Origin of the sequence: Amycolatopsis sp. H20-H5 (assembly GCF_035828755.1) — a bacterium.
Taxonomy (GTDB): domain Bacteria; phylum Actinomycetota; class Actinomycetes; order Mycobacteriales; family Pseudonocardiaceae; genus Amycolatopsis.
Genome location: NZ_JAYMZS010000022.1, coordinates 77,148 through 99,691, shown reverse-complemented (window position 1 = coordinate 99,691; position 22,544 = coordinate 77,148). Strand labels below are relative to the sequence as shown.

18 protein-coding genes and 2 pseudogenes are annotated in these 22,544 nt (G+C 70.6%); 15 read left to right on the top strand and 5 right to left on the bottom strand.

Annotated features, from left to right (window positions below):
* The 5 genes and pseudogenes from QMK34_RS15585 to QMK34_RS15565 all read left to right on the top strand — a co-directional run.
* Window positions 1–825 (top strand): annotated as a pseudogene (locus tag QMK34_RS15585) (primosome assembly protein PriA); the annotation flags it as partial.
* 668 nt (window positions 826–1,493) lie between these two features.
* Entirely contained in the window at window positions 1,494–3,308 is a 1,815-nt protein-coding gene (gene ggt / locus QMK34_RS15580) for a gamma-glutamyltransferase (RefSeq protein WP_326414671.1), read from the top strand.
* Window positions 3,309–3,449: 141 nt separating this feature from the next.
* A complete protein-coding gene (fmt, locus tag QMK34_RS15575) occupies window positions 3,450–4,376 on the top strand; it encodes a methionyl-tRNA formyltransferase (protein WP_326414670.1) in 927 nt (308 codons plus the stop codon).
* Complete coding sequence (locus QMK34_RS15570) at window positions 4,373–5,812, top strand: RsmB/NOP family class I SAM-dependent RNA methyltransferase (RefSeq protein WP_326414669.1); 1,440 nt, start codon at window positions 4,373–4,375, stop codon at window positions 5,810–5,812. The genes fmt and QMK34_RS15570 overlap by 4 nt, the downstream gene beginning before the upstream one ends.
* Window positions 5,809–6,315 (top strand): flavoprotein, encoded by a 507-nt coding sequence (locus QMK34_RS15565; RefSeq protein WP_326414668.1) that lies wholly within the window; start codon window positions 5,809–5,811, stop codon window positions 6,313–6,315. The genes QMK34_RS15570 and QMK34_RS15565 overlap by 4 nt, the downstream gene beginning before the upstream one ends.
* A gap of 82 nt (window positions 6,316–6,397) precedes the next feature.
* Here the strand turns inward: QMK34_RS15565 and phoA are convergent, their stop codons facing one another.
* Complete coding sequence (phoA, locus tag QMK34_RS15560; RefSeq protein WP_326414667.1) at window positions 6,398–7,783, bottom strand: alkaline phosphatase; 1,386 nt, start codon at window positions 7,781–7,783, stop codon at window positions 6,398–6,400.
* 196 nt (window positions 7,784–7,979) lie between these two features.
* Between phoA and rpe the strand changes: the two genes are divergently transcribed.
* The 5 genes from rpe to QMK34_RS15535 all read left to right on the top strand — a co-directional run bounded on the left by rpe (window position 7,980) and on the right by QMK34_RS15535 (window position 11,679).
* Window positions 7,980–8,654, top strand: a complete 675-nt coding sequence (rpe, locus tag QMK34_RS15555) for a ribulose-phosphate 3-epimerase (RefSeq protein WP_326414678.1) — start codon at window positions 7,980–7,982, stop codon at window positions 8,652–8,654.
* Window positions 8,655–8,760: 106 nt separating this feature from the next.
* Window positions 8,761–9,390, top strand: coding sequence for a riboflavin synthase (locus QMK34_RS15550; RefSeq protein ID WP_326414666.1), 630 nt, complete (start codon window positions 8,761–8,763; stop codon window positions 9,388–9,390).
* Window positions 9,387–10,721, top strand: coding sequence for a bifunctional 3,4-dihydroxy-2-butanone-4-phosphate synthase/GTP cyclohydrolase II (locus tag QMK34_RS15545; protein ID WP_326414665.1), 1,335 nt, complete (start codon window positions 9,387–9,389; stop codon window positions 10,719–10,721). The genes QMK34_RS15550 and QMK34_RS15545 overlap by 4 nt, the downstream gene beginning before the upstream one ends.
* Complete coding sequence (gene ribH, locus QMK34_RS15540) at window positions 10,718–11,224, top strand: 6,7-dimethyl-8-ribityllumazine synthase (protein WP_326414664.1); 507 nt, start codon at window positions 10,718–10,720, stop codon at window positions 11,222–11,224. Before QMK34_RS15545 ends, ribH begins: the two co-directional genes overlap by 4 nt.
* 14 nt (window positions 11,225–11,238) lie before the next feature.
* Window positions 11,239–11,679 (top strand): PH domain-containing protein, encoded by a 441-nt coding sequence (locus tag QMK34_RS15535; protein ID WP_326414677.1) that lies wholly within the window; start codon window positions 11,239–11,241, stop codon window positions 11,677–11,679.
* 312 nt (window positions 11,680–11,991) lie between these two features.
* On the opposite strand, the gene QMK34_RS15530 is transcribed toward QMK34_RS15535, so the two are convergent.
* Both QMK34_RS15530 and QMK34_RS15525 read right to left on the bottom strand, forming a co-directional pair.
* Window positions 11,992–12,774: an exodeoxyribonuclease III gene (locus QMK34_RS15530; RefSeq protein ID WP_326414662.1), complete on the bottom strand. Its 783-nt coding sequence runs from the start codon at window positions 12,772–12,774 to the stop codon at window positions 11,992–11,994.
* A gap of 92 nt (window positions 12,775–12,866) precedes the next feature.
* Window positions 12,867–13,601: a S1 family peptidase gene (locus QMK34_RS15525; RefSeq protein ID WP_326414661.1), complete on the bottom strand. Its 735-nt coding sequence runs from the start codon at window positions 13,599–13,601 to the stop codon at window positions 12,867–12,869.
* A 248-nt stretch (window positions 13,602–13,849) separates the two neighbouring features.
* Between QMK34_RS15525 and uvrC the strand changes: the two genes are divergently transcribed.
* The 5 genes from uvrC to QMK34_RS15500 all read left to right on the top strand — a co-directional run bounded on the left by uvrC (window position 13,850) and on the right by QMK34_RS15500 (window position 20,439).
* Complete coding sequence (gene uvrC / locus QMK34_RS15520) at window positions 13,850–15,844, top strand: excinuclease ABC subunit UvrC (protein ID WP_326414660.1); 1,995 nt, start codon at window positions 13,850–13,852, stop codon at window positions 15,842–15,844.
* Window positions 15,845–15,861: 17 nt separating this feature from the next.
* Window positions 15,862–16,752, top strand: coding sequence for an RNase adapter RapZ (gene rapZ / locus QMK34_RS15515; protein WP_326414659.1), 891 nt, complete (start codon window positions 15,862–15,864; stop codon window positions 16,750–16,752).
* 1 nt (window position 16,753) lies between these two features.
* Window positions 16,754–17,752, top strand: a complete 999-nt coding sequence (locus QMK34_RS15510) for a gluconeogenesis factor YvcK family protein (protein ID WP_326414676.1) — start codon at window positions 16,754–16,756, stop codon at window positions 17,750–17,752.
* Window positions 17,752–18,744 carry a DNA-binding protein WhiA gene (whiA, locus tag QMK34_RS15505; RefSeq protein ID WP_326414658.1) on the top strand — a complete coding sequence of 331 codons (993 nt, stop codon included), beginning with the start codon at window positions 17,752–17,754 and terminating at the stop codon, window positions 18,742–18,744. The genes QMK34_RS15510 and whiA overlap by 1 nt, the downstream gene beginning before the upstream one ends.
* Window positions 18,745–19,395: 651 nt before the next feature.
* Window positions 19,396–20,439 carry a glucosyl-3-phosphoglycerate synthase gene (locus tag QMK34_RS15500; RefSeq protein ID WP_326414657.1) on the top strand — a complete coding sequence of 348 codons (1,044 nt, stop codon included), beginning with the start codon at window positions 19,396–19,398 and terminating at the stop codon, window positions 20,437–20,439.
* Between the two features lie 372 nt (window positions 20,440–20,811).
* Here the strand turns inward: QMK34_RS15500 and QMK34_RS15495 are convergent.
* Window positions 20,812–21,699, bottom strand: a pseudogene (locus QMK34_RS15495) (fibronectin type III domain-containing protein); the annotation flags it as partial.
* Between the two features lie 361 nt (window positions 21,700–22,060).
* The gene (locus QMK34_RS15490) at window positions 22,061–22,498 is read right to left on the bottom strand and encodes a PPOX class F420-dependent oxidoreductase (protein WP_326414655.1); all 438 of its coding nucleotides are present in this window, start codon (window positions 22,496–22,498) and stop codon (window positions 22,061–22,063) included.
* Window positions 22,499–22,544: the final 46 nt, after the last annotated feature.

Below are 22,544 nucleotides of genomic sequence, written 5' to 3'. Positions count from 1 at the left end.
TCCGCGCACTGCCGCCGCTGCGCCGGCCCGCTCGCGCTGCCCGGCGGCTCCATCGACGGCCTGCCCAAGCCGCCCGCCTGCCGCTGGTGCGGCGTGCCGGACACCAACTTCCGTTGCGGCGCCTGCGGTTCCGTGCGACTGCGCGCCGTGGTGGTCGGCGCCAAACGGACCGCGGAAGAGCTCGGCCGCGCGTTCACCGGGGTGCCCGTGCGGACCTCCGGCGCGCAGGAGGTCCTCGCGACGGTTCCCGCCAAACCCGCGCTCGTGGTGTGCACGCCCGGAGCCGAACCAGTGGCAGTCGGCGGGTACGGCGCCGCTTTGCTGCTCGACGGCTGGGCGCTGCTGGGCAGGCAGGATTTGCGCGCGGGGGAGGAGACCCTGCGGCGCTGGATGGCCGCCGCCGCGCTGGTGCGCCCCGGTGCCCAAGGCGGCCGCGTGATCGTCGGCGCCGAGGCGGGGCTGGCCGTGGTGCAGGCGCTCGTGCGGTGGGACCCGGCTTGGCACGCGGCACAGGAGTTGTCCGAGCGGCGTGAGCTGGGGTTTCCGCCCGCCGTGCGGATGGCCAGTGTGGAGGGCACTCCGGATGCTGTCGCCAGCGTGCTCGGGGACCTGCCGTTGCCTGAGTCCGGTGAAGTGCTCGGGCCGGTGGCACTCGGTGAGAGTGATGATGACGGCAACTCCGAGCGGGAGCGGGCTTTGATCCGGGTCTCCCGGGCCGATGGGAAGGCGCTCGCGGCGGCTATTCACGCCGCGAGTGCGCGTCGTGATGCGCGGAAGGCTACCGAGCCGGTGCGGGTTCAGGTGGATCCGCTCGACTTGATTTAAGGGGCTTTTGGTTCCTTAGTGGTCGGTTTCGGAGGTTCTTCGGGGGTCTTGGTGATTTTTGTGTGTCCGAGCGTGGGACTCGCCCCCGTGAACGTGGAACTCGCACGCCCGAGTGTGGGACTCGCCGCGCGGCGTGCAGTTCCTCCGCGAGTCCCACACTCAGGGAGCCGAGTTCCACACTCAGGGAGCCGAGTTCCACACTCGAGCGAATCAGACCACGCTCCACCAACACCACCGAAGAACCTCCGAAAGTGACCACTTAGGTGCGGCAAGAAGCCTGTGTTTTTGGACGGCTCGCTTGCGTGCGCCGCTGGGTCGTTACTGGCAGTCAGCGGCGGTGCGGGTTTTGGTTGCGTCCTGAGGTGCGGTTAGAAGCCTGTGTTTTTTGGCCAGCGCGCTTACAAACTCGCGCCGCCAGGTCGCCCCGACTTCCAGCGTCAGTGCGGCTTTGTTTTTAGGGGGGCGACCTGCCGTCGCGAGTTGGGAGGCCCTGGCGGGCCTGAAAGAGGGCGCGCGGCGTGAAGTCTCCGCTCGCAGGGCTCGCGGAGACGCTGTGGTTGGGGACCACGCGGGGGTTGGGTTTTTGTGGTGGGTGTCGGGGGCGAGTCTGGAGTCATTCGTCTGGTTGGTGTCTTGATGACGCACGTCACGCGGGGCAGACTCTCGCCATGCCCGCGCACCGGATCGCCGTCGTCACCGCAGTCACCGCCCTGCTCGTCACCGCCGGCGCGGGCGCCGCGTCGGCCGCGCCACCGACGCCGGCCCAGACCCCCAAGTCCCCCGTCGCGGTGGGGTACCTCGGCGCGGTGTCCAGCATCGACGCCGACGCGACCGCGATCGGCACGAGAGTGCTGCGCGAGGGTGGCAACGCCGTCGACGCCGCGGTCGCCACGGCCGCCGCGCTGGGTGTGACGGACCCGTTCTCCGCCGGGGTCGGCGGCGGCGGGTTCCTCGTGTTCTACGACGCGCGGACCGGCAAGGTGCACACCCTCGACGGCCGCGAGACCGCGCCGAAGACCGCCGACGCGAACCTGTTCGTGGAGAACGGCAAACCGCTGCCGTTCGACGCCGCCGTCACCAGCGGCCTGGGCGTCGGCGTCCCCGGCACGCCCGCGACCTGGCAGGAGGCCCTGCGCAAATGGGGCACCCGCTCGCTGGCCAGGACCATCAAGCCCGCCGAGCAGCTCGCGAAGAACGGCTTCACTGTCGACCAGACCTTCCACGACCAGATCGCCAACAACGCCACCCGGTTCGCGGCCTTCCCCTCGACCCGCTCGCTGTACCTGCCCGGCGGCGCCCCGCCGGTGGTGGGCACCAGGTTCGCCAACCCCGACCTCGGCGCCACCTACGCCCAGCTCGCGGCCAAAGGCACCGACGCGCTCTACCGCGGCCAGCTCGGCGAGGACATCGCCAAGACCGTGCAGCGGCCGCCCGTCGACCCCGCCTCGACGCTCAAGGTCCGCCCCGGCAACCTCACCACCGGCGACCTCGCCGCGTACCGGGCGATCGAGCGTGACCCGACGCACACCGAGTACCGCGGGCTGGACGTCTACGGCATGCCCGCGCCGTCCTCAGGCGGGCTGACCGTCGGCGAGGCGCTCAACATCCTGGAGAACGTCGACGTCGCCAAGCTGAGCAAGGCCGACTACCTGCACTACTTCCTCGAGTCGACCCGGCTCGCCTTCGCCGACCGCAACCGCTGGATCGGCGACCCGGCCGTCAACGACGTCCCGGCCAAGGAGTTGCTGAGCCAGTCCTTCGCCGACACCCGCGCCTGCCTGATCAACCCGGACAAGGCGGGCACCAGCCCGCTCGCCCCGGCCGACCCGCGCAACCCGGCACCGTGCAAGGCGGGCACGACCGGCGCGCCGACGCCGTACGAGGGCGAGAACACCACGCACCTCACCGTCGCCGACAAATGGGGCAACGTCGTCGCCTACACGCTGACCATCGAGCAGGAAGGTGGCAGCGGCATCGTCGTCCCCGGCCGCGGCTTCCTGCTCAACAACGAGCTGACCGACTTCTCGTTCACCCCGGTCACCCCCGGTGTCCCTGACCCGAACCTGCCCGGCCCCGGCAAGCGCCCGCGCTCGTCCATGGCGCCGACCATCGTGCTCAAGCACGGCAAGCCGTTCTTCGCCACCGGCTCACCCGGCGGTGCGTCGATCATCACCACCGTCCTGCAGGTGCTGCTCGGCCGGATCGACCGCGGCCTGTCGCTCGAGGACGCCATCGCCGCCCCGCGCGCTTCGCAGCGCAACTCGGCCACGGCCCAGGTGGAACAGGCTTTCCTCGACCAGCCCGAGCTCGCCGCGTTGAAGGCGAAGGGCCAGGGCTTCTCGGCCGCGCCCGCCGAGATCGGCGCCGCGACCGGCGTCGAGCACCTGCGGGACGGCCGGTGGCTCGCCGCCGCCGAACCGGTCCGCCGCGGCATCGGCTCCGCCGCCGTCGTCCTGCCAGGGACGTGGCCCTGGGAGCGGTGATCGCCCGTGTCGTGAAGGCCGCCGCGTTCCGCCGGGGTGGCCTTCGCGGCACGTGCCGCGCGGCAGGTGGGGGCCAGGATTAGACTCACCGGCGATGTTCGCCCTGTCTGAGATACCCGTCCCCCCGGCCGAGGTGCGTTGATGCGCCTCGTCTTCGCCGGCACCCCCGAACCGGCCCTGCCCTCCCTTCGCGCACTGCTCGCGTCGGACAGACACGAGGTCGTCGCCGTGGTCACGCGGCCCGACGCGCAGGCAGGCCGCGGCCGCCGGGTCGTCCGCTCGCCGATCGGCGAACTCGCCGACGAGCACGGCATCGAGGTCCTCACCCCGCCCAAGGCGAGTGACCCCGCGTTCCTCGCCAGGCTGGCCGAGATCGCGCCCGACGCCTGCCCGGTGGTCGCCTACGGGGCGCTGCTCCCGCAGGCCGCGCTGGACATCCCGGCGCACGGCTGGATCAACCTGCACTTCTCGCTGCTGCCCGCGTGGCGTGGCGCCGCGCCGGTGCAGTCCGCCGTGCGTGCGGGCGACGAGATCACCGGCGCGTCGGCCTTCCGGATCGTGAAGGAGCTCGACGCGGGCCCGGTCTTCGGGATCGTCACCGAGAAGATCGCGCCGACGGACACCGCGGGCGTGCTGCTGGCCCGGCTCGCGGAGTCGGGTGCCGGGCTGCTGGTGTCCACGATGGACGGTATCGAGGACGGCACGCTCGTCGCGGTGTCCCAGCCCGCCGACGGGATCAGCCTCGCGCCGAAGGTCACCGTGGAGGACGCGCGAGTCTCGTTCGCGGACCCGGCGACCGCCGTGGACCGCCAGATCCGCGCGGTGTCCCCGGAGCCGGGCGCGTGGGCGGAGTTCCGCGGCGAGCGGCTGAAGCTCGGCCCGGTGACCGTGGTCGACGAGCCGGGACCGACGCCGGGGGAGCTGGTGATCGAGCGCAAGCGGGTACTGGTCGGAACGGCGACCAAACCCTTGCTGCTGGGTGAAGTGCAGGCGCAGGGCAAGAAGCGGATGGCGGCCACCGACTGGGCGCGAGGAACACGGATCGAGCAAGGGGAACGCCTGCGGTGAACGAGCACAGGGAACGACGGCCGTCCAGGCCGGGGAACGGCAGGCCCGCGCCGCGCAAGGAAAGTCCTTCGCGCCCGCCGGAGATCGATCCGGCCCGCCAGGCCGCTTTCGACGTCCTGCGGGCAGTCCGCGAGAAGGACGCCTACGCCAACTTGGCCCTGCCGGAGGTGTTGCGCTCCCGCCGGATTTCCGGCCGAGACGCCGCGCTCGCCACCGAACTGACCTACGGGACCTCACGCGCGCAGGGACTGCTGGACGCGATCATCGAAGCGTGCCTCGTGGACCGCAAACTGTCCAAAGTGGACGCGCTGGTGCTCGACGCGCTGCGCCTCGGCGCGTATCAGCTGCTGCGCACCCGCATTCCGCAGCACGCCGCCGTGACGTCCACTGTGGACCTCGTGCGCAACGAGGTCGGCACGTACATCACCGGGTTCGTCAACGCCGTCCTCCGCTCGATCTCCGAAAAGGATGAAGCGGCCTGGATGGAGCAGCTGACGCCGGACGTGGCGCTCGACCCGATCGGCGCGTACGCGCTGCAGACGGCGCACCCGCGCTGGGTCGCCCGCTCGTTCGCCGAAGCGCTGGGGGACAAGGGCGCCGAGCTGCTGGCGGCGCTGGAAGCCGACGACACCCGGCCCGAGGTGCACCTGGTCGCCAGGCCTGGTGAGCTCACCGCCGACGAGCTCGCCGCGATCACCGGCGGCGAAGTCGCGCCGTACTCGCCCTACGGTGTCCGCCTGCCCGCGGGCGCCGGTGACCCCGGCGACGCCGAGCCGATCCGGCAGCGGATCGCCGCGGTGCAGGACGAGGGCAGCCAGCTGTGCGCCATCGCCGTGACCAAGGTGCCGGTGACCGGCTCCGACGAGCGCTGGCTCGACCTGTGCGCGGGTCCCGGCGGCAAGGCCGTGATGCTCGGCGCGCTCGCCGCGATCGCCGGGGCGCGTGTCGACGCGGTCGAGAAGGCGCCGCACCGCGCGAAGCTGGTCGAGAAGGCCACCATCGGCCTGCCGGTGACCGTGCACGTCGCCGACGGCCGCGAAGCCGAGCTCGAGCCCGGCTACGACCGCGTGCTCGTCGACGCCCCGTGCAGCGGGCTCGGCGCGCTCCGCCGTCGCCCCGAAGCGCGCTGGCGGCGTCAGCCGTCCGACGTCGCGGAGCTGACCAAATTGCAGGGCCAGCTCATCGTCGCCGCGCTGGACCTGGTCCGGCCCGGTGGGATCGTGACCTACGTCGTCTGCTCGCCGCACCTGGCCGAGACCGAGGGCGTCGTCGGCGAGACCGCGCGCCGGGCCAAGGCCGAGGTGCTCGACGCGCGGGAGTACTTCCCCGGCGTCCCGCAGCTCGGCGACGGCCCGTACGTGCAGCTCTGGCCGCACCGGCACGGCACCGACGCGATGTTCTGCGCCGTGCTGCGGAAGCCGGAAAGCCAGGAGTGACCAGGGTTCTCGGCCTGGTGGCCAGTTCGTGCGGCGGGCTCGACACCAAGCTCGCCGCCGAGCTGGCCGGCCCGGCCGCCGAACGCGGCTGGCGCCTCGCCATCACCCTGACCCCGACGGCCGCGAGCTGGCTGGAGCACACCGGCGGGCTGCCCGCGCTGCGGGCGTTGACCGAGTTCGAGGTCCGCAGCGTTTCGCGCCTGCCCGCGCAGCACCGGCCGCATCCCGATCCGGACGTGTTCCTGTTCGCCCCGGCGTCGGCCAACTCGGTGGCCAAGCTCGCACTGGGCATCGCCGACAACCAGGCCCTGACCCTGCTGGGCGACGTGCTCGGCTCGCCCCGCGTCACGGTCGTCGTCGGCTACCAGGTGACCGACGACCGGATCCGGCATCCCGCGTGGCAGCACCACCTGGACGCGCTCGGCCGCGCCGGCGTCCGCACCGCACGCCTGCCGTGGGGCGGCTCCTGGACCGACGTCCTCGACCTGCTGCCCCCGGTCTGACCTCCCGCGACTCGTCGACGAGTCGTGGCGTCTCGCGCGAAAGAGACCACGAGTCGTCGACGAGTCGCGCTTTGGCTCTTGCTCAGCGCAGCCGGAGCGCGCGCTTGAGTGTGCCGAAGAGGTCGGTCTGGTTGGTCAGGCCGACGACGTTGGCCGCCTGCGGGCCGTAACCCGCGACGCGGATCTGCGTGCCGGTGTGCTCCTGCGAGCTGCCCGGCAGCGCGGTGCCGTAGTTGAGGGTCATGTTCGCGCCCTCGTTGGTGACGAGGGTCGCCGTCTGGCCGGGGCTGACCGCGCCGTTGCCGACGATCTGGCTGGTGTGGCCGTGGTCGCCGGTGACGATCACCAGGGTGTCGGGGTTGCCGCGCGCGAACGCCATGCCCGCCGCGACGGCCTGGTCGAAGTCGATCGTCTCACCGATCTGGCCGCACGGGTCGGCGGCGTGATCCTGCTTGTCGATGCTCGCGCCCTCGACCTGCAGGAAGAAGCCCTTGTCCGAACGCGGCTTGTTCAGCAGCTCGATCGCCTTGCGGGTCTGCTCGGCGAGCTTCGGCTGGGTCGCGGGCAGCGCCGGGTTCGGGGTGCAGCGGCTCGGCGGGGTGCCGCCCTGCTTCGCGATCGGGCCGACCCAGTTGGTCGGCATGTTGCCCTCGGCGAACAGGCCGAGCACCGGCTTGCCGGACTTGACGGCGGCGAGCTCCTTGGCCGTGCGCGCGACCTGGTAGCCGGCCGCGGTGGCCTGGTCCAGTACCGTCTTGCCCTGGAACTTCCCGGCCTTGACCTGCTGGTTGAAGTACTTCGCGCCACCACCGAGCAGCACGTCCGGCTTGGTCTGCACGAGCTGCTCGGCGATCGACCCGGCGCCGCCGTTCTCCTTGGCGTTCACCGCGCACTTCGCCGTCGTCTCGTCGGGGCCCTTGCAATCGCGGCCGACCACGTGCGCGCCGAGCACGGCCGGGGTGGCGTCCTGGACCTCGGCGGTGGTGACGTCGCCGGTGCGCAGGCCGCCGCGCTGGGCGAGCTCCAGGATGGTCGGCACGGGGTTGCCGTAGGCGTCCACCGAGATCGCGCCGTTGTAGGTCTTGACGCCGGTCGCCCAGCCGGTGCCGGACGCGGCCGAGTCGGTCACGTAGTCGGGCTTGGCCGGGTTGTTCTTCTCGACGGCGTAGGTCGTGTAGTCGCCGGTGAGCGGCAGCTCGTCCATCGCGAGCCGCCCGGCGGCGCCGCGCTCGTAGTTGCGCGCCGAGGTGATCTCGGACTGGCCCATGCCGTCACCGAGGAACAGGATGACGTTGCGGGCGCTGCCGCCCTGGATCGCGGCCCGGACGTCCTGGGTGCGGTCGCCGGTGGCCGCGCTGCGGGCCTGGGTGTCGCTCTGCGCCAGCGCGACCGGGGCCACGGCGACGAGCGCGGCGCCGAGCGCGCCCGCGGCCAGCCACCTACGCCGTCCTGAGAACAGCGAAGTCATGGGTCTCCTCATGAAGGTTTCTTGCCCTGGGGTTGGGGCGGGCTTTATTAATCAGTGCGCAGCTGTGCATCCGGGGGTCTGCGGGTGTGCACCGGATGGACGGCGGAAGAACACCCGCCCGCCCCGTGCACCGTTCGGCCGGTTAGCGAGCGTTAGCCGTCCCCTCCTACACTCGGTAACCGTGGCTGACCGACCTTTGATCGCACCCAGCATCCTGTCCGCGGACTTCGCCAGGCTCGGCGAGGAGATCCACGCCGTCGCCGGAGCGGGGGAGACCCGCGCCGACTGGATCCACGTCGACGTCATGGACGCGCACTTCGTGCCCAACCTGACCCTGGGCCTGCCCGTGGTCCAGTCGTTGCTCAAAGTCACCGACGTGCCGATCGACTGTCACCTGATGATCGAGAACCCGGACAAGTGGGCCATCGGCTACGCCGAGGCGGGCGCCTACAACGTCACCGTGCACGTCGAGGCGGCGAACGATCCGGTGATGCTGGCGAAGAACCTGCGGGCCGCCGGGGCCAAGGCCGGGCTGTCCCTCAAGCCGGGCACCCCGATCGAGGCCCACCTCGACACCCTCAAGCACTACGACACCCTGCTGATCATGTCCGTCGAGCCGGGCTTCGGCGGCCAGTCGTTCATCGCCGACGTGCTGGAGAAGGTCCGTACCGCGCGGCGGCTGGTCGACACCGGGCACCTCAAGCTGGTGGTGGAGATCGACGGCGGCATCAACGCCGACACCATCGAGCAGGCCGCCGAGGCGGGCGTGGACTGTTTCGTCGCGGGCTCCGCCGTCTACGGCGCGCACGACCCGGGCAAGGCCATCGCCGCGTTGCGGGAGCAGGCCGCCCGGGTTCGCGGCGCACACTGATCCCGTGGGCGGGGACCGCCAGGGTCGCCGCCCGTGAGCGGGTGTTGGATGAAGGGGCCACGCTGCCGATCCAGGGCGGCGCCGGGCACAGAGGGAGGCGGCAGAAGTGTTCACCGGCATAGTCGAGGAACTGGGCGAGGTCACCGCGGTCGACCAGGTCCCGAACGCGGCGCGGCTGACCGTGCGCGGACCGTTGGTGACCAGTGACGCCGGGCACGGTGACTCCATCGCGGTGAGTGGCGTGTGCCTCACCGTGGTCGCGGTGGCCGGTGGTGAGTTTACCGTCGACGTCGTGCACGAAACCCTCCAGCGCTCGAGCCTCGCCAAGGTGAACGTCGGCGACGTGGTGAACCTGGAGCGCGCGACGCCCGCGGGCGGCCGCCTTGGCGGGCACATCATGCAGGGCCACGTCGACGGCACCGGGGTCTACCTCTCCCGCGATCCTCAGGGGCTGACCACCTTCGCCCTGCCGGGCGCGTTGTCGCGGTACGTGGTCGAGAAGGGCTCCATCGCGGTCGACGGGGTGTCGCTGACTGTCGCGTCCGTCACCGGCGAGGAGTTCTCCGTCGCGTTGATCCCGACCACCCTCGACCTGACCACGCTGGGCCGCAACGAGCCCGGCGACCTGGTCAACCTCGAGGTGGACGTGGTAGCGAAGTATGTGGAAAAGCTGGCGATGCCGCACCTGCGCCGCCAGGGGGACGAGGGTGCCGTCGGTACTGAGGAGCAGGCGTGAGTGAGACGAGTGCGGTTCCGGACACCAAGGCGGAGTGGACCCCCTGCGGGAGCGGGGCGGTCGTCGACGCCGACCTGATCGAGGCGGCCATCGCCGACATCGCGGCGGGCAAGGCCGTCGTCGTGGTCGACGACGAGGATCGCGAGAACGAGGGCGACCTCATCTTCGCGGCCGAGAAGGCCACCCCCGAGCTGCTGGCCTTCATGGTCCGCTACACCTCGGGCTACGTCTGTGTCTCGCTGACCGAGGCGGAAGCGGACAGGCTCGACCTGCCGCCGATGTACCACACGAACCAGGACCAGCGCGGCACCGCGTACAGCGTCACGGTCGACGCCGCCGACGGCATCACGACCGGGATCTCCGCGGCGGACCGCTCGCACACCATCCGGCTGCTCGCCGACATCGCCTCGACGGCCAAGGACTTCCGCCGCCCCGGTCACGTCGTCCCGCTGCGGGCCAAGGAGGGTGGCGTGCTGCGCCGCCCTGGCCACACCGAGGCGGGCGTCGATCTGGCCAGGCTGGCCGGGCTCCACCCCGCGGGCGTGCTCTGCGAGATCGTGTCGCAGAAGGACGAGGGCGACATGGCGCGGCGTGACGAGCTGGAGGTCTTCGCCGCCGACCACGGCCTCAAGATGATCACCATCGCGGACCTGATCGCGTACCGCCGCCGCACCGAGAAGCAGGTGGAGCGCGTGGCGGAGGCGCGGATCCCGCTGGCCGCGGGCACGTTCCGCGCGGTCGGGTACGACAGCCTCCTCGACGGTATCGAGCACATCGCGTTCGTCTACGGCGAGGTCGGCGACGGCGAGGACATCCTGGTCCGCGTCCACTCCGAGTGCCTGACCGGCGACGTCTTCGGCTCGCTGCGCTGCGACTGCGGCCCGCAGCTGGAGGCCGCGCTGCAGGCGGTCGCCGACGAGGGCCGCGGCGTGGTCCTCTACATCCGCGGCCACGAGGGCCGGGGGATCGGCCTGCTGCACAAGCTGCAGGCCTACCAGCTGCAGGACGACGGTGCCGACACCGTCGACGCCAACCTCGCGCTCGGCGTCCCCGCCGACGCCCGCGACTACGGCACCGGCGCGCAGATCCTGTGCGACCTCGGCGTCCGGTCGATGCGCCTGCTCACCAACAACCCCGCCAAGCGGGTCGGTCTCGAGGGCTACGGCCTGCGTGTCTCCGGCCGGGTTTCGCTGCCGATCTCGCCGAATCCGGAGAACCTGCGGTACCTGCGCACCAAGCGGGACCGGATGGGCCACGACCTCGGGCAGCTGGAGCAGTACGAAGCGGGCGTCGCGGCCGAGCAGCCGGGCGCTGGTGGAGGCACGAAGTGAGCGGTGAAGGCCGTCCGGATCTCGAGCTCGACCTGAGCGACTGCAAGTCGCTCCGGCTGGGCATCGTGGCCACCCGGTGGAACACGAAGATCACCGACGCACTGCTGGCCCGCGCGCTGGCGGCGGCGGGCGAGGCCAAGCTGGAGAACGAGCCGACGGTCGTGCGCGTCGCCGGTGCCGTGGAGCTGCCGGTGGCGGCACAGGCACTGGCCCGCAACCACGACGCCGTCGTCGCGCTCGGCGTGGTCGTGCGAGGCGGGACCCCGCACTTCGAGTACGTGTGCGACGCGGTGACGGCCGGCTTGACCAGGGTCGCGCTCGACGAGAGCACCCCGGTGGGCAACGGCGTGCTCACCTGCGACACCGAGCAGCAGGCGCTGGACCGGTCCGGTATGCCGGGCGCCAAGGAGGACAAGGGCTACGAGGCGACCGTCGCCGCGCTGGACGCGGCGCACGTGCTCCGCAGCCTGCGTCAGCCGTGGACCGAACGAGGCTTTGTGTGAGCGAGGCGAAGGTAATGGCCGCACCGGAAGTCCTGGTGGTCCGCCCCCGGCGAGCGATGATCATGTCCAGCATCCTCGCCGTCGTCCTGCTGGCGGTGTTCGTCGTGGTCGCGGTGCTCCTGCGCGGCTCGAACACGGGCGTGCACTTCCAGTCCTCGGACCAGGCCGCGATGGTCGGCATCGGAATCCTGCTGGCAGCGGGCACAATGTTGTTCGCCACCGCACGGGTACGCGCCGACGCCGAGGGCATAGAAGTCCGCAACGTACTGGCCACCAAGCGTTTCGCCTGGAACGAAGTCCTCTCCGTGAGCTTCCCCGACGGAGCATCCTGGGCCCGCCTGGAGCTACCCGAAGACGAGTATTACTCGGTAATGGCAGTCCAGGCCGTAGACCGCGCCCGAGCCGTCGAAGCCGTCCGAGCCCTACGCCGCCTGCACAAAGCAGCCTGGACCTGAGCTTTGTGCGCCCGCGCCCCCAAGCCCGTCACCAGCCCACAGATCCCGACCACAGCCACAGCCACAAAAACCCAGCCACAACAGTTTTGCCCCCACCACAGCGTCTCCGCGAGCTCCGCGAGCGGAGACTTCACCGCCGCGCGCCCTCTTTCGCGGCCGCCAGGCCGCCCTGAATCGCGACGGTACCCCGGCCCCCTCCCTCAAAAACCGCACGTACGCCGGAAGCAGGGCCGGGGTGGCGGCGCGATTATGTGAGCGCGCTGGCCAATAAACACAGGCTTCTAGCCGTACCTTTGGACGCCACCACGGCTTTTACGCCAGGTCAAGGTCCACGATCACGGGTGCGTGGTCTGAGGCGCCTTTGCCCTTGCGGGCCTCCCGGTCCACGTAGGAATCCTTGACCGCGCTCGCGAAGGTGTTGTTGCCGTATACCAGGTCGATGCGCATTCCCTGGTTGTTGGGGAAACGGCCTGCGCGGTAGTCCCAGTAGGTGAACGGGTGGTCGTACTTCAGCGGGCGTGGGAAAACGTCGGCCAGGCCCGCTTCTCGCAGTACTGCCAGCGCTTGGCGCTCGGGTTTGGTTACGTGGGTCGAGTCCTCGAACGCCTCGATGTTCCACACGTCGGAGTCGGTCGGCGCGATGTTGAAGTCGCCCAGTACCGCGAACGGCCGGTCCGCCGCGATTTCCGCGTCGACCGTGGTCCGTAGCGCTTCCAGCCACTCGAGCTTGTAGGCGTAGTGCGGATTCTCGATCTCACGGCCGTTGGGTACATACACCGACCACAAACGTATCCCGCCGCACGTGGCGCCGACGGCCCGTGCCTCGGCCGCCTCGTCGAATTGCGGCTCACCCACCAGGCCGCGCGTGACGTCCTCGAGGCCGACGCGCGAAAGGATCGCGACTCCGTTCCAGCGCCCCAGACCGTATGCCCCGGCCTCGTAACCGAGTTCTTTCACCGCGTCGTACGGAAACGCCTCGGTGGTGCCCTTGAGCTCCTGCAGGCACAGCACGTCCGGCTGGGCGGAGCCGAGCCAGTCGAGCACCCTGGGCAGCCGGGACCCGATGGAGTTCACATTCCAGGTGGCGATACGCATACCCCGAGAATGGCATACTGCCCCTGAAGGCCACCATGACGGCGTTTAACGCCGTCATGGTGGCCTTCAGGGGCAGTCAAAAAAGAGCCCGGTCAGACGCCGGAGGTCGTGCGGATCCAGGAGCGGCTGGCCGCGACGCTGCCGTAGTTGTTGGTGCCGCGGGTGTTCGTGCCGTCCTGGTTCTGGACGGTCGAGGCCACGCCGACCTGTACGCCGTTGTCGATCTCGGGGCCGCCCGAGTCGCCCTTCCACGCGGAGCCGTTGACGCCGACGGTCTGGATCGCCGGGCCGCCCGCGGTGTCGCGCGACTTGCCGGTGACCTTGACGTTCGCGACCTTCAGCGCGGACGCGGGCGGGCCGGTCGGGGTGGTGCGGCCCCAGCCGTAGAGCTGGTTCGTCGCGCCGGTCTTCGGGTCCGCGCTGCCGAGCTTGATGTAGTCGGTGTCGACCGCGCTCGCGAGGTGGAGCAGGGCGATGTCGCCGTTGGGCGACTCCTCCTCCTGGTCGATCTCGACGTCGGTGCCGGAGCCGAGGGTGTTGCTGCCGACTTTGACGTGCATCCCGGAGCCGTCCTGGTCCAGGCAGTGGATGGCGGTGAGTACCCACTGCGGCGCGATGATCGTGCCGGAGCAGTTGAACCCGCCGAAGTCGCGGCCCGGGGTGTTCACGTAGACCTGCGCGCCCCAGCCGACGGCCGGCGCGGTGCCGCCGCCGATGATGCTCGGCTGCGCTCCGGCGGGGGTGCTGGCGTCGGCGATGGCGCCCGCCGACAGGGTCAGGGCGATGGCGGCGGCCGTCACGGCGCCGATGGTGCGGATGCGGCTCACAGGAGGAGTCCTTTCAAGGCATTTCCGGAGCGGGGTGCCGTTCGTGGGGCACAAGACGGAAAGTAACCACCGAACCACTCGACAGGGAACCAACGAAGGTCGCGAGCGGTCGGAGAGCAGACTTAGGGCGGTATACGTAGTGATAGGCACCCACGGAACGGGTGAGGTACCTACTGAAAGGGTGACGATGCCGCCCGCTACACCGGGGCCTCGCGAGACTGTCGGACCCGAGCCATAGGCTTGGTGGTGTGGCTGACCCGTCCACCTACCGTCCCTCGCCGGGGAGCATCCCGGATGCCCCTGGCGTGTACAAATTCCGTGACGCCACGGGGCGGGTCATCTATGTCGGCAAGGCGAAGAGCCTCCGCAGCCGTCTGAACTCGTACTTCGCGGACACCTCGGGCCTGCACCCGCGCACCGCGCAGATGGTGACCACCGCGGCGAGCGTCGAGTGGACCGTGGTCTCCACCGAGGTCGAGGCCCTCCAGCTGGAGTACAACTGGATCAAGGAGTTCGACCCGCGGTTCAACGTCCGCTACCGCGACGACAAGAGCTACCCCGTGCTCGCGGTGACGATGCACGAGGAGTTCCCCCGCCTGCACGTCTACCGCGGCCCCCGCAAGAAGGGCGTCCGCTACTTCGGCCCGTACGCGCACGCCTGGGCCATCCGCGAGACCCTGGACCTGCTGTTGCGCGTGTTCCCGGCCCGCACCTGCTCCACCGGCGTCTTCCGCCGCCACGGCCAGATCGGCCGCCCCTGCCTGCTCGGCTACATCGACAAATGCTCGGCGCCCTGCGTCGGCAAGGTCTCGGCAGCGGAACATCGCGATATTGTCAGCGACTTCTGCGACTTCCTCGCGGGCCGCACCGACGGCATGGTCCGCCGCCTGGAACGCGAGATGGCCGCCGCCTCCGACGAGCTCGAGTTCGAGCGCGCCGCCCGCCTGCGCGACGACCTCGGAGCGCTGCGCCGGGCGATGGAGAAGCAGGCCGTGGTGCTCGGCGACGGCACGGACGCCGACGTCGTCGCTTTCGCGCACGACGAGCTGGAGGCCGCCGTCCAGGTCTTCCACGTCCGCGGCGGCCGGGTCCGCGGGCAGCGTGGCTGGGTCATCGACAAGGCCGAGGAGATGGCCGTCCCGGACCTGGTGGACCACTTCCTCACCCAGTTCTACGGCGTGCAGGCCGAGCTGGCCGCCCAAGGCTCCGCGCCCGACGAGGCGTCGGCAGTCCCGCGCGAGGTGCTGGTGCCCGAGCTGCCAGCCGACGCCGAGGCCGTCACGGAGTGGCTGTCCGGCCTGCGCGGCTCGCGGGTCAGCCTGCGCGTCCCGCAGCGGGGGGACAAGCGCGCGCTGGCCGAGACCGTGCAGCGCAACGCGGCCGAGGCCTTCACCCAGCACAAGCTGCGCCGCGCCGGGGACCTCACCGCGCGGTCGGCGGCGCTGGCCGAGCTGCAGGAGAACCTCGCGCTCGACACCGCGCCGCTGCGCATCGAGTGCATCGACATCAGCCACATCGCGGGCAGTGACGTCGTCGCCTCGCTGGTGGTGTTCGAGGACGGCATCCCGCGCAAGTCCGAGTACCGCCGCTTCGCGCTGCGAGAGGCCGCGGAGGAGGGTGACGTCGCCTCGATCGCGGAGGTCGTCCGGCGTCGTTTTTCCCGCTACCTCAAGGAAAGCACAGAAACCGCTGACGGCTTCGATCCGTCGAAGCCGGGCATCGACCCGGAAACCGGCAAGCCGCGCAAGTTCGCCTACCCGCCGAACCTCCTGGTCGTCGACGGCGCCGGGCCGCAGGCGACGGCCGCCGCGGACGTGCTCGCCGAGCTCGGCATCACCGACATCGCCGTGGTGGGGCTGGCGAAACGGCTCGAAGAGGTGTGGCTGCCCAGCGACCCCGATCCGGTGATCCTGCCGCGCACCTCCGACGCCCTGTACCTGTTGCAGCACCTGCGTGACGAGGCACACCGCTTCGCCATCCGCTTCCACCGCGAGAAGCGGTCGAAGCGGCTGCAGGTGTCCGCATTGGACGGTGTGGCCGGACTCGGGCAAGCTCGCCGTACCGCGTTGCTCAAGCACTTCGGCTCGGTGAAGCGGCTCAAGCAGGCCCGCGTGGAGGAGATCGAGGCGTTGCCCGGCTTCGGCAGGCGCACCGCCGAGGCCGTCGCCGCCGCGCTGTCCATGGAGAACGGCACCGCCGGGGAAAGCCCCGCCGGTGCCCCGGCAGGGGAATCCGGTTCGTGATCGGGGAGAGTACGGAAATGACATCAGAGGACGAAGCTCGCGGCTCCGGGATGGAGGTCGCGGTCGTCAGCGGGCTGTCCGGCGCCGGCCGCAGCACCGCCGCCAAGTGCCTGGAGGACCTCGGCTGGTTCGTGGTGGACAACCTGCCGCCCGAGCTCATCGCCACCATGGTCGAGTTGGGCGCCCAGGCGCGCGGCGCGATCACCAAGGTCGCCGTGGTGATGGACGTCCGGTCGCGGGCGTTCACCGACGACCTCGCCTCGGTGATCAAGGACCTCGACGCGCGGGGCTACAAGCCGCGCGTGCTGTTCCTCGAGGCCACCGACGCGGTGCTGGTGCGCCGGTTCGAGGCTGTCCGGCGCGGCCACCCGATGCAGGCCGACGGGCGGCTCGCCGACGGCATCACCGCGGAGCGGGCCCTGCTGTCGCCGCTGCGCGAGGAGGCAGACCTGGTGCTCGACACCTCGTCGCTCTCGGTGCACGATCTGCGCGCCAAGATCGAGGACGCCTTCGGCTCCGAGGCGAGCACCCAGACGCGCGTGACCGTGCTGTCGTTCGGCTACAAGTACGGCCTGCCGATGGACGCCGACCTGGTGATGGACGTCCGTTTCCTGCCGAACCCGTTCTGGATCCCGGAGCTGCGCGAGCACACCGGCCTCGACGGCGACGTCCGCAACTACGTGCTCACCCAGGAGGGCGCGGACGAGTTCCTCGACCGCTACCACCAGCTCCTGCGCCTCATCGGCGCCGGGTACAAGCGCGAGGGCAAGCGGTACCTGACGCTCGCCGTCGGCTGCACCGGCGGCAAGCACCGCAGCGTGGCCATCTCCGAGGAGCTGGCCCACCGGCTGTCCGACGAGGACGGGATGGCCGTGAAGGTGGTGCACCGGGATCTTGGCCGCGAGTAACGTGCGCGCGGTCGCGCTCGGCGGCGGCCACGGCCTGCACGCGACCCTCACGGCTTTGCGCAGGGTGACCACCAGGGTCACCGCGGTGGTCACCGTCGCCGACGACGGTGGTTCCTCCGGCAGGCTCCGCCGGGAGCTCGGCCTGTTGCCGCCCGGCGACCTCCGGCAGGCCTTCGCGGCCTTGGCGGCGGAAGACGGCGGCACGCTGTGGGCGGAGGTGTTCCAGCACCGCTTCGGCGGTGACGGCGCGCTCGCCGGTCACGCCGTGGGCAACCTGCTGCTGGCCGGGCTGTTCGAGGTGATGGGCGACCCGGTCGCCGCGCTGGACGAGGCGCGGCGGCTGATCGGCGTGTCCGGTCGTGTGCTGCCGATGTCGCCGGAACCACTGGACATCGTGGCCGAGGTGACCGGGCTCGACAGCGAAAACCCCGAAGCGGTGCGGCGTATCCGCGGGCAGGTCGCGGTGGCGAGCACGGTCGGGCAGGTGCGCCGGATCAGCCTGCACCCGGCGGGCAGCACGGGGAGGCCGCCGAAGGGGTGCGCGGAGGCGATCGACGCGGTGCTCGGCGCGGACGTGGTGTTCCTCGGCCCCGGGTCGTGGTTCACCAGCGTGCTGCCGCACCTGCTGGTGCCGGACCTGCACGACGCGCTGGTCCGGACCAAGGCCACGAAGGTGGTCATCCTGAACCTTGTCCCCCAGCCGGGTGAGACAGGTGGGTTCTCGCCGGAGCAGCACCTGGAGGTACTGGCCGAGCACGCGCCCGAACTGCGGGTGGACGCGGTGATCGCGGATCGCGACTCGGTACCGGCGCCTGCCAGACTGCGGCGCGCGGCGGAAAGACTCGGCGGGCGGGCTCATCTGGGGGAGGTCGGCGACCCGGACGTGGCGGGACGGCATGATCCTGATGCGCTCGCCGGCTGTATGAGGGAGGCTCTCGGTCTCAGCGGGAGCGGGGCAGTCGTACGCGGGGGCGTAGAGGAAAGCATGGAGGGGCAGTAATGGCGATGACAGCCGCGGTGAAGGACGAGCTGAGCAGGCTCGAAATCACCAAGATCGGCCCGCGGCGCGCGGAGGTCGCTTCGCTGCTTCGCTTCGCGGGCGGGCTGCACATCGTCGCCGGGCGCGTGGTGGTGGAGGCCGAGCTCGACACCGGATCGGTGGCGCGCAGGCTGCGCAAGGAGATCCACGAGCTGTACGGGCATCACTCGGACGTGCACGTGATCTCGTCGAGCGGGCTGCGCAAGGGCACCCGCTACGTCGTGCGCGTGGTCAAGGACGGCGAGGGCCTCGCCCGCCAGACCGGGCTGATCGACCAGCGAGGCCGTCCCGTCCGCGGGTTGCCCGCGGCAGTCGTGTCCGGGGGAGTGGCGGACGCGGAGGCGGCGTGGCGTGGCGCGTTCCTCGCGCACGGCTCGCTCACCGAGCCGGGCCGCTCGTCCTCGCTGGAGGTCACCTGTCCCGGGCCGGAGGCCGCGCTGGCGCTGGTGGGCGCCGCCCGCCGGATGGGCATCCAGGCGAAGTCCCGTGAGGTGCGGGGCGCCGACAGGGTCGTGGTGCGCGACGGCGACGCCATCGGCGCGCTGCTCACGCGACTCGGCGCGCACGCGAGCGTTCTGCAGTGGGAAGAGCGCCGGATGCGCCGCGAGGTGCGCGCGACCGCGAACCGGCTCGCCAACTTCGACGACGCGAACCTGCGACGCTCGGCACGGGCGGCCGTCGCGGCGGCGGCCAGGGTCGAGCGCGCGCTGGAGATCCTCGCCGACTCGGCGCCGGACCACCTGCTCGCCGCCGGGAAGCTTCGGCTGTCGAACCGGCAGGCCTCACTCGAAGAGCTGGGCCAGCTGTCCGAGCCGCCGATGACCAAGGACGCTGTTGCCGGGCGCATAAGGCGTCTCCTCGCGATGGCCGACAAGAAGGCCAAGGAACAGAACATCCCGGACACCGAGTCCGCCGTGACCCCGGAGATGCTGGAAGAAGACGAAGAGGACTGAGCTGTGGCCGGGGTTGCTCACACTCCATAAAGGACAAACCCGCCGACCGGTTGTCTTGCGGTCCCTGAAGGCCACCATGACGGCGTTAAACGCCGTCATGGTGGCCTTCAGGGACTTCAGGTCAGCGTGGTGGGTGGATGCTTCATGAGGGCTACTTGTCAGCGGGTTTTCCTGTCGCGGTTCTTGGTTGCGGTGCGTGCGTGGGTTGTGTGGACGTTCAGAGGTACGGCTAGGAGCCTGTGTTTATTGGCCAGCGCGCTTCCGCTATTGCGCCGCCACACCGGCCCCGACCTTCGTAGGCGACTCGTGTTGGGCAGGCCGGGGGGCCGGTGTACCGTCGCAATAGCGGGGGCCTTCGGCCCGAAAGAGGGCGCGCGGCGGTGAAGTCTTCCCTCGCAAAGCTCGGGAAGACCTTGTGGCTGGGTTTCGGGCCGCTCGGGGGCGGCTGGGCTGGTTTGCGGGGGGTTGTGGCTCTGGCTGGCCGTGCACTTGAGAGGTGCGGGTCGCTTACGGTGGAGTTCGTGGCGTTAACAAGTCGGTGCTTGGGGGGCGAACTCGTAACGCAGCGGTAGCACGCCGGGGTGGTGATCGGAAACCTGCCCAGTCGACCGTGGGTCTCAGGCGACAGCCTCCCGAGGGAAGGGGAAACCCATGCGCACGAGCAGGACGAACGGGGAACGCGCGCAGTTGCAGGTTTCGGCCGAGGTCGGTTCCTGGCTCGCGCGGCGCAGCAGCCGGGCCGGGGACTGGAGTGCCGCGGAACTCGTCGCGGCGAAACGGGGTATGCGGGTTTCGGTCGTCATTCCCGCCCGCAACGAAGAAGCCACTGTCGGCGCGATCGTCACCGCCATCCGCACCCAGCTGGCCGAGGCGCTGCCGCTGGTCGACGAGATCCTCGTGGTCGACAGCCACTCCACCGACCGCACCGCCGAGGTTGCCGCCTCGGCCGGGGCGGACGTCGTCGCCCAGGACGACGTGTTTCCTGGGCTGGACGGCTTGGCTGGCAAAGGTGAGGCGCTCTGGAAGGGTGTCGCGGCGACCACCGGCGACATCGTGGTGTTCGTCGACGGCGACCTCTACGACTTCACCTGCGACTACGTCACCGGGCTGCTCGGCCCGCTGCTGACCGACCCGTCGGTGGCCTACGTCAAGGGTTTCTACCACCGCCCGCTGGTCGGCAAACACGGCACGGAGGCGGACGGCGGCGGCCGCGTCACCGAGCTGGTGGCCCGCCCGCTGCTCAACATGTACTGGCCGGAGCTCGCGGGTTTCGTGCAGCCGCTCGCCGGTGAGTACGCCGGACGGCGTGAGGTGCTCGAAAGCATCCCGTTCGTGGCGAACTACGGGGTGGAGGTCGGCCACCTGATCGACCTGCTGGAGCTGCGCGGGCTCGACGCGCTGGCGCAGGTCGACCTCGGCCATCGCGTCCACCGCCATCAGAGCACCCAGGCGCTCGGCCGGATGGCGGGCCAGATCATGCTCACCCTCGTCGACCGCCTGGAACGCTACGGCCGCCTGGTCTCGGCCCACCCACCGGCGACCCTGCTGGCCCAGTTCCAGCGCGGCGGGTCGGGCGACGGCGTCGAGCGCGAGCTGGTGCTCACCGACCTGACGTGCGCGCAGCGGCCGCCGCTGGTGAGCCTGGCACCGGAGATCCGGCCCGAGAACCAGCTCGCCTTACGCGACACCGCGTAGAAACCGCGTTGTGCTTTGTCCCCGGCGCCGTGAGGATCGGCGTCATGTCCAGCTACGACTACCGGCCGGAGACCTTGTCCTGGGACGAGGTCGATCCTGCCCGGACCTCCTTCGACCGGGCCGACGCGATGCGGGTCATCGCGGCGGTGCCGCTCACGCGTGGAAGCTCCTGCGCGACACCACCGTCCCGACCGTCGGCGGCATCGCCGCGGCCGCGCACGGCTACCGCACGAGGCTGGACGCGTTCGCGCTGCTCGGAGCCGCCCAGCTGCTGCGTGCGCGCGACCTGACTGAGCAGCGTGACATCGAAGCGCTCGCCCACGTCTGGACCGGCGTCGTCGACTCACTGATCAGCTGGTGGATCGACCGCCCCGAGGTCGTGGTCGAGACCTTCGTGGCGCCCTGGAAGACGTCGTACCCGGCGACGGTGCCGCCGTTGTCGGTCGAACCGTTCCAGGCCAGGCTGACGCTGTTGGCGGTGACGCCGGTCGAGCGCGGGTTGCCCGGCACACTCGGCGGGGTGGTGTCGTCGCTCGGCGGGGTCGTGACCCCGACGACGTTGCTCGGCTGTGACGGGTTGCCCGCGGCGTCGTAGGCCAGCACCGAGATGTCGTAGGAGGTGTTCGGCGTCAGGTTGTCCACCGTGGCCGTGGTCGTGTTCGCGTCGACGGTCTTGAGGATGTTGCCGCCGCGGTTGATCTCGTAGCGCGTGATGCCGACGTTGTCGGTCGCGGCTTCCCAGCTGAAGGTGGCCGCGGTCGGCAGGACGTTGCTCACCTTGAGGTTCTTCGGCGGCGTCGGCGGTTCGGTGTCGGTGGGACCGCTGAAGGTGTCGGTGAGCTTGTCGGCGTTCGGGCCGCCGCTGGTGGTGGTCGAGGTCGTGCGGACCTTGTTGACCCCCGCGGTGAGCTGCACCGTGGCGGTCGCGGTCTGCCAGTTCGTCCAGTCGGTGGTGCCGGGGAAGTTGACGATCCCCTTGTCGCCGCTGTCGCCGCCGTCGACGGTGAGCCGGACCGGCCGGTTGTCCGGCGTGCCGTTGGCGTAGCGGAAGGTCAGGGTGTGGGTGCCCGCCTGCGCGGCGTTCACCGAGTACTCGACGAAGCTGCCGACGACGTTGTCGTAGTTGACGAAGCCGGTGCCCGAGTAGCCGGCGTGGTTCGACTCGACGACGCCTTGGGAGATGGTGGCGCTTTCGGCTTCGTAGTCGGTCGCCACGGCGGCGGCGGCGGCCGGGGCTGCGGGTAACAGGGCGAACGTGATCGCCGCTGCGACGCACGATGCTGCCGTGCGCCGGGGAACATGCGGTGCCACTGAGGCCTCCAACGTGGGTGCGGGGACGGGAGGGAGCACGGCGGAAGTCGATTAAATAGGAAACTTTACTAACTACGTGACAGATCAGACACCCTTGCCCGGCCGGTGTCAATACTGGCAGGAAGCGCTTACCCGCAGTGAAAAAGAGCCCGCGTGAACGGGTTACACGGGCCCCATTCGCCGAGAGCTCCCCTTCGGCCTGCGCGTCCCCGTGTGAAGCCTCTGAAGGCCACCTTGAGGGACTCTAGGTCCCTCAAGGTGGCCTTCAGAGGCTATGTAAACCGGCGATAATGTCAGAAAAAGGACACTGTCAGTCGGCGATCCCGGCTCGCGCGACCACTCGGGTGATCTTCGCGCGCACGAGCGACTCGCCGGGGTCGGCGTTGCGCTTGCCGTAGTCCTCGGCCTGCTCGGCGCCCATGTACCTGCCACCGAGCCGGGTCGCCCAGTCGCGCATCTCGTCGAGGTCGTGGTGCAGGCTCGCCTCGGCGGTGAACTGGACGAACGAGTACGGCGGCAGCTGGTCGTCCACGCAGAGACAGAGCCGGGGGTCGCGCAGCAGCGCCTTGCCCTTGAGGCCCGCGGTGACCGTGGTGAAGATCAGCTCGTCGTGGCCGTCGGCCTCGTTCAGCAGGAACCAGATCGGGGTGACGTGCGGGGTGCCGTCCTTACGGGTGACCCCCAGCTTGCCCGTGCGGGTACCCGCGCTCGCGAACTCCCACCATTCGCCCCTGCTCATCTCGTGCATGGAGCAGACGCTAGCCGGTCACCCGAGCGGGCGCCCGGTGTGTGCG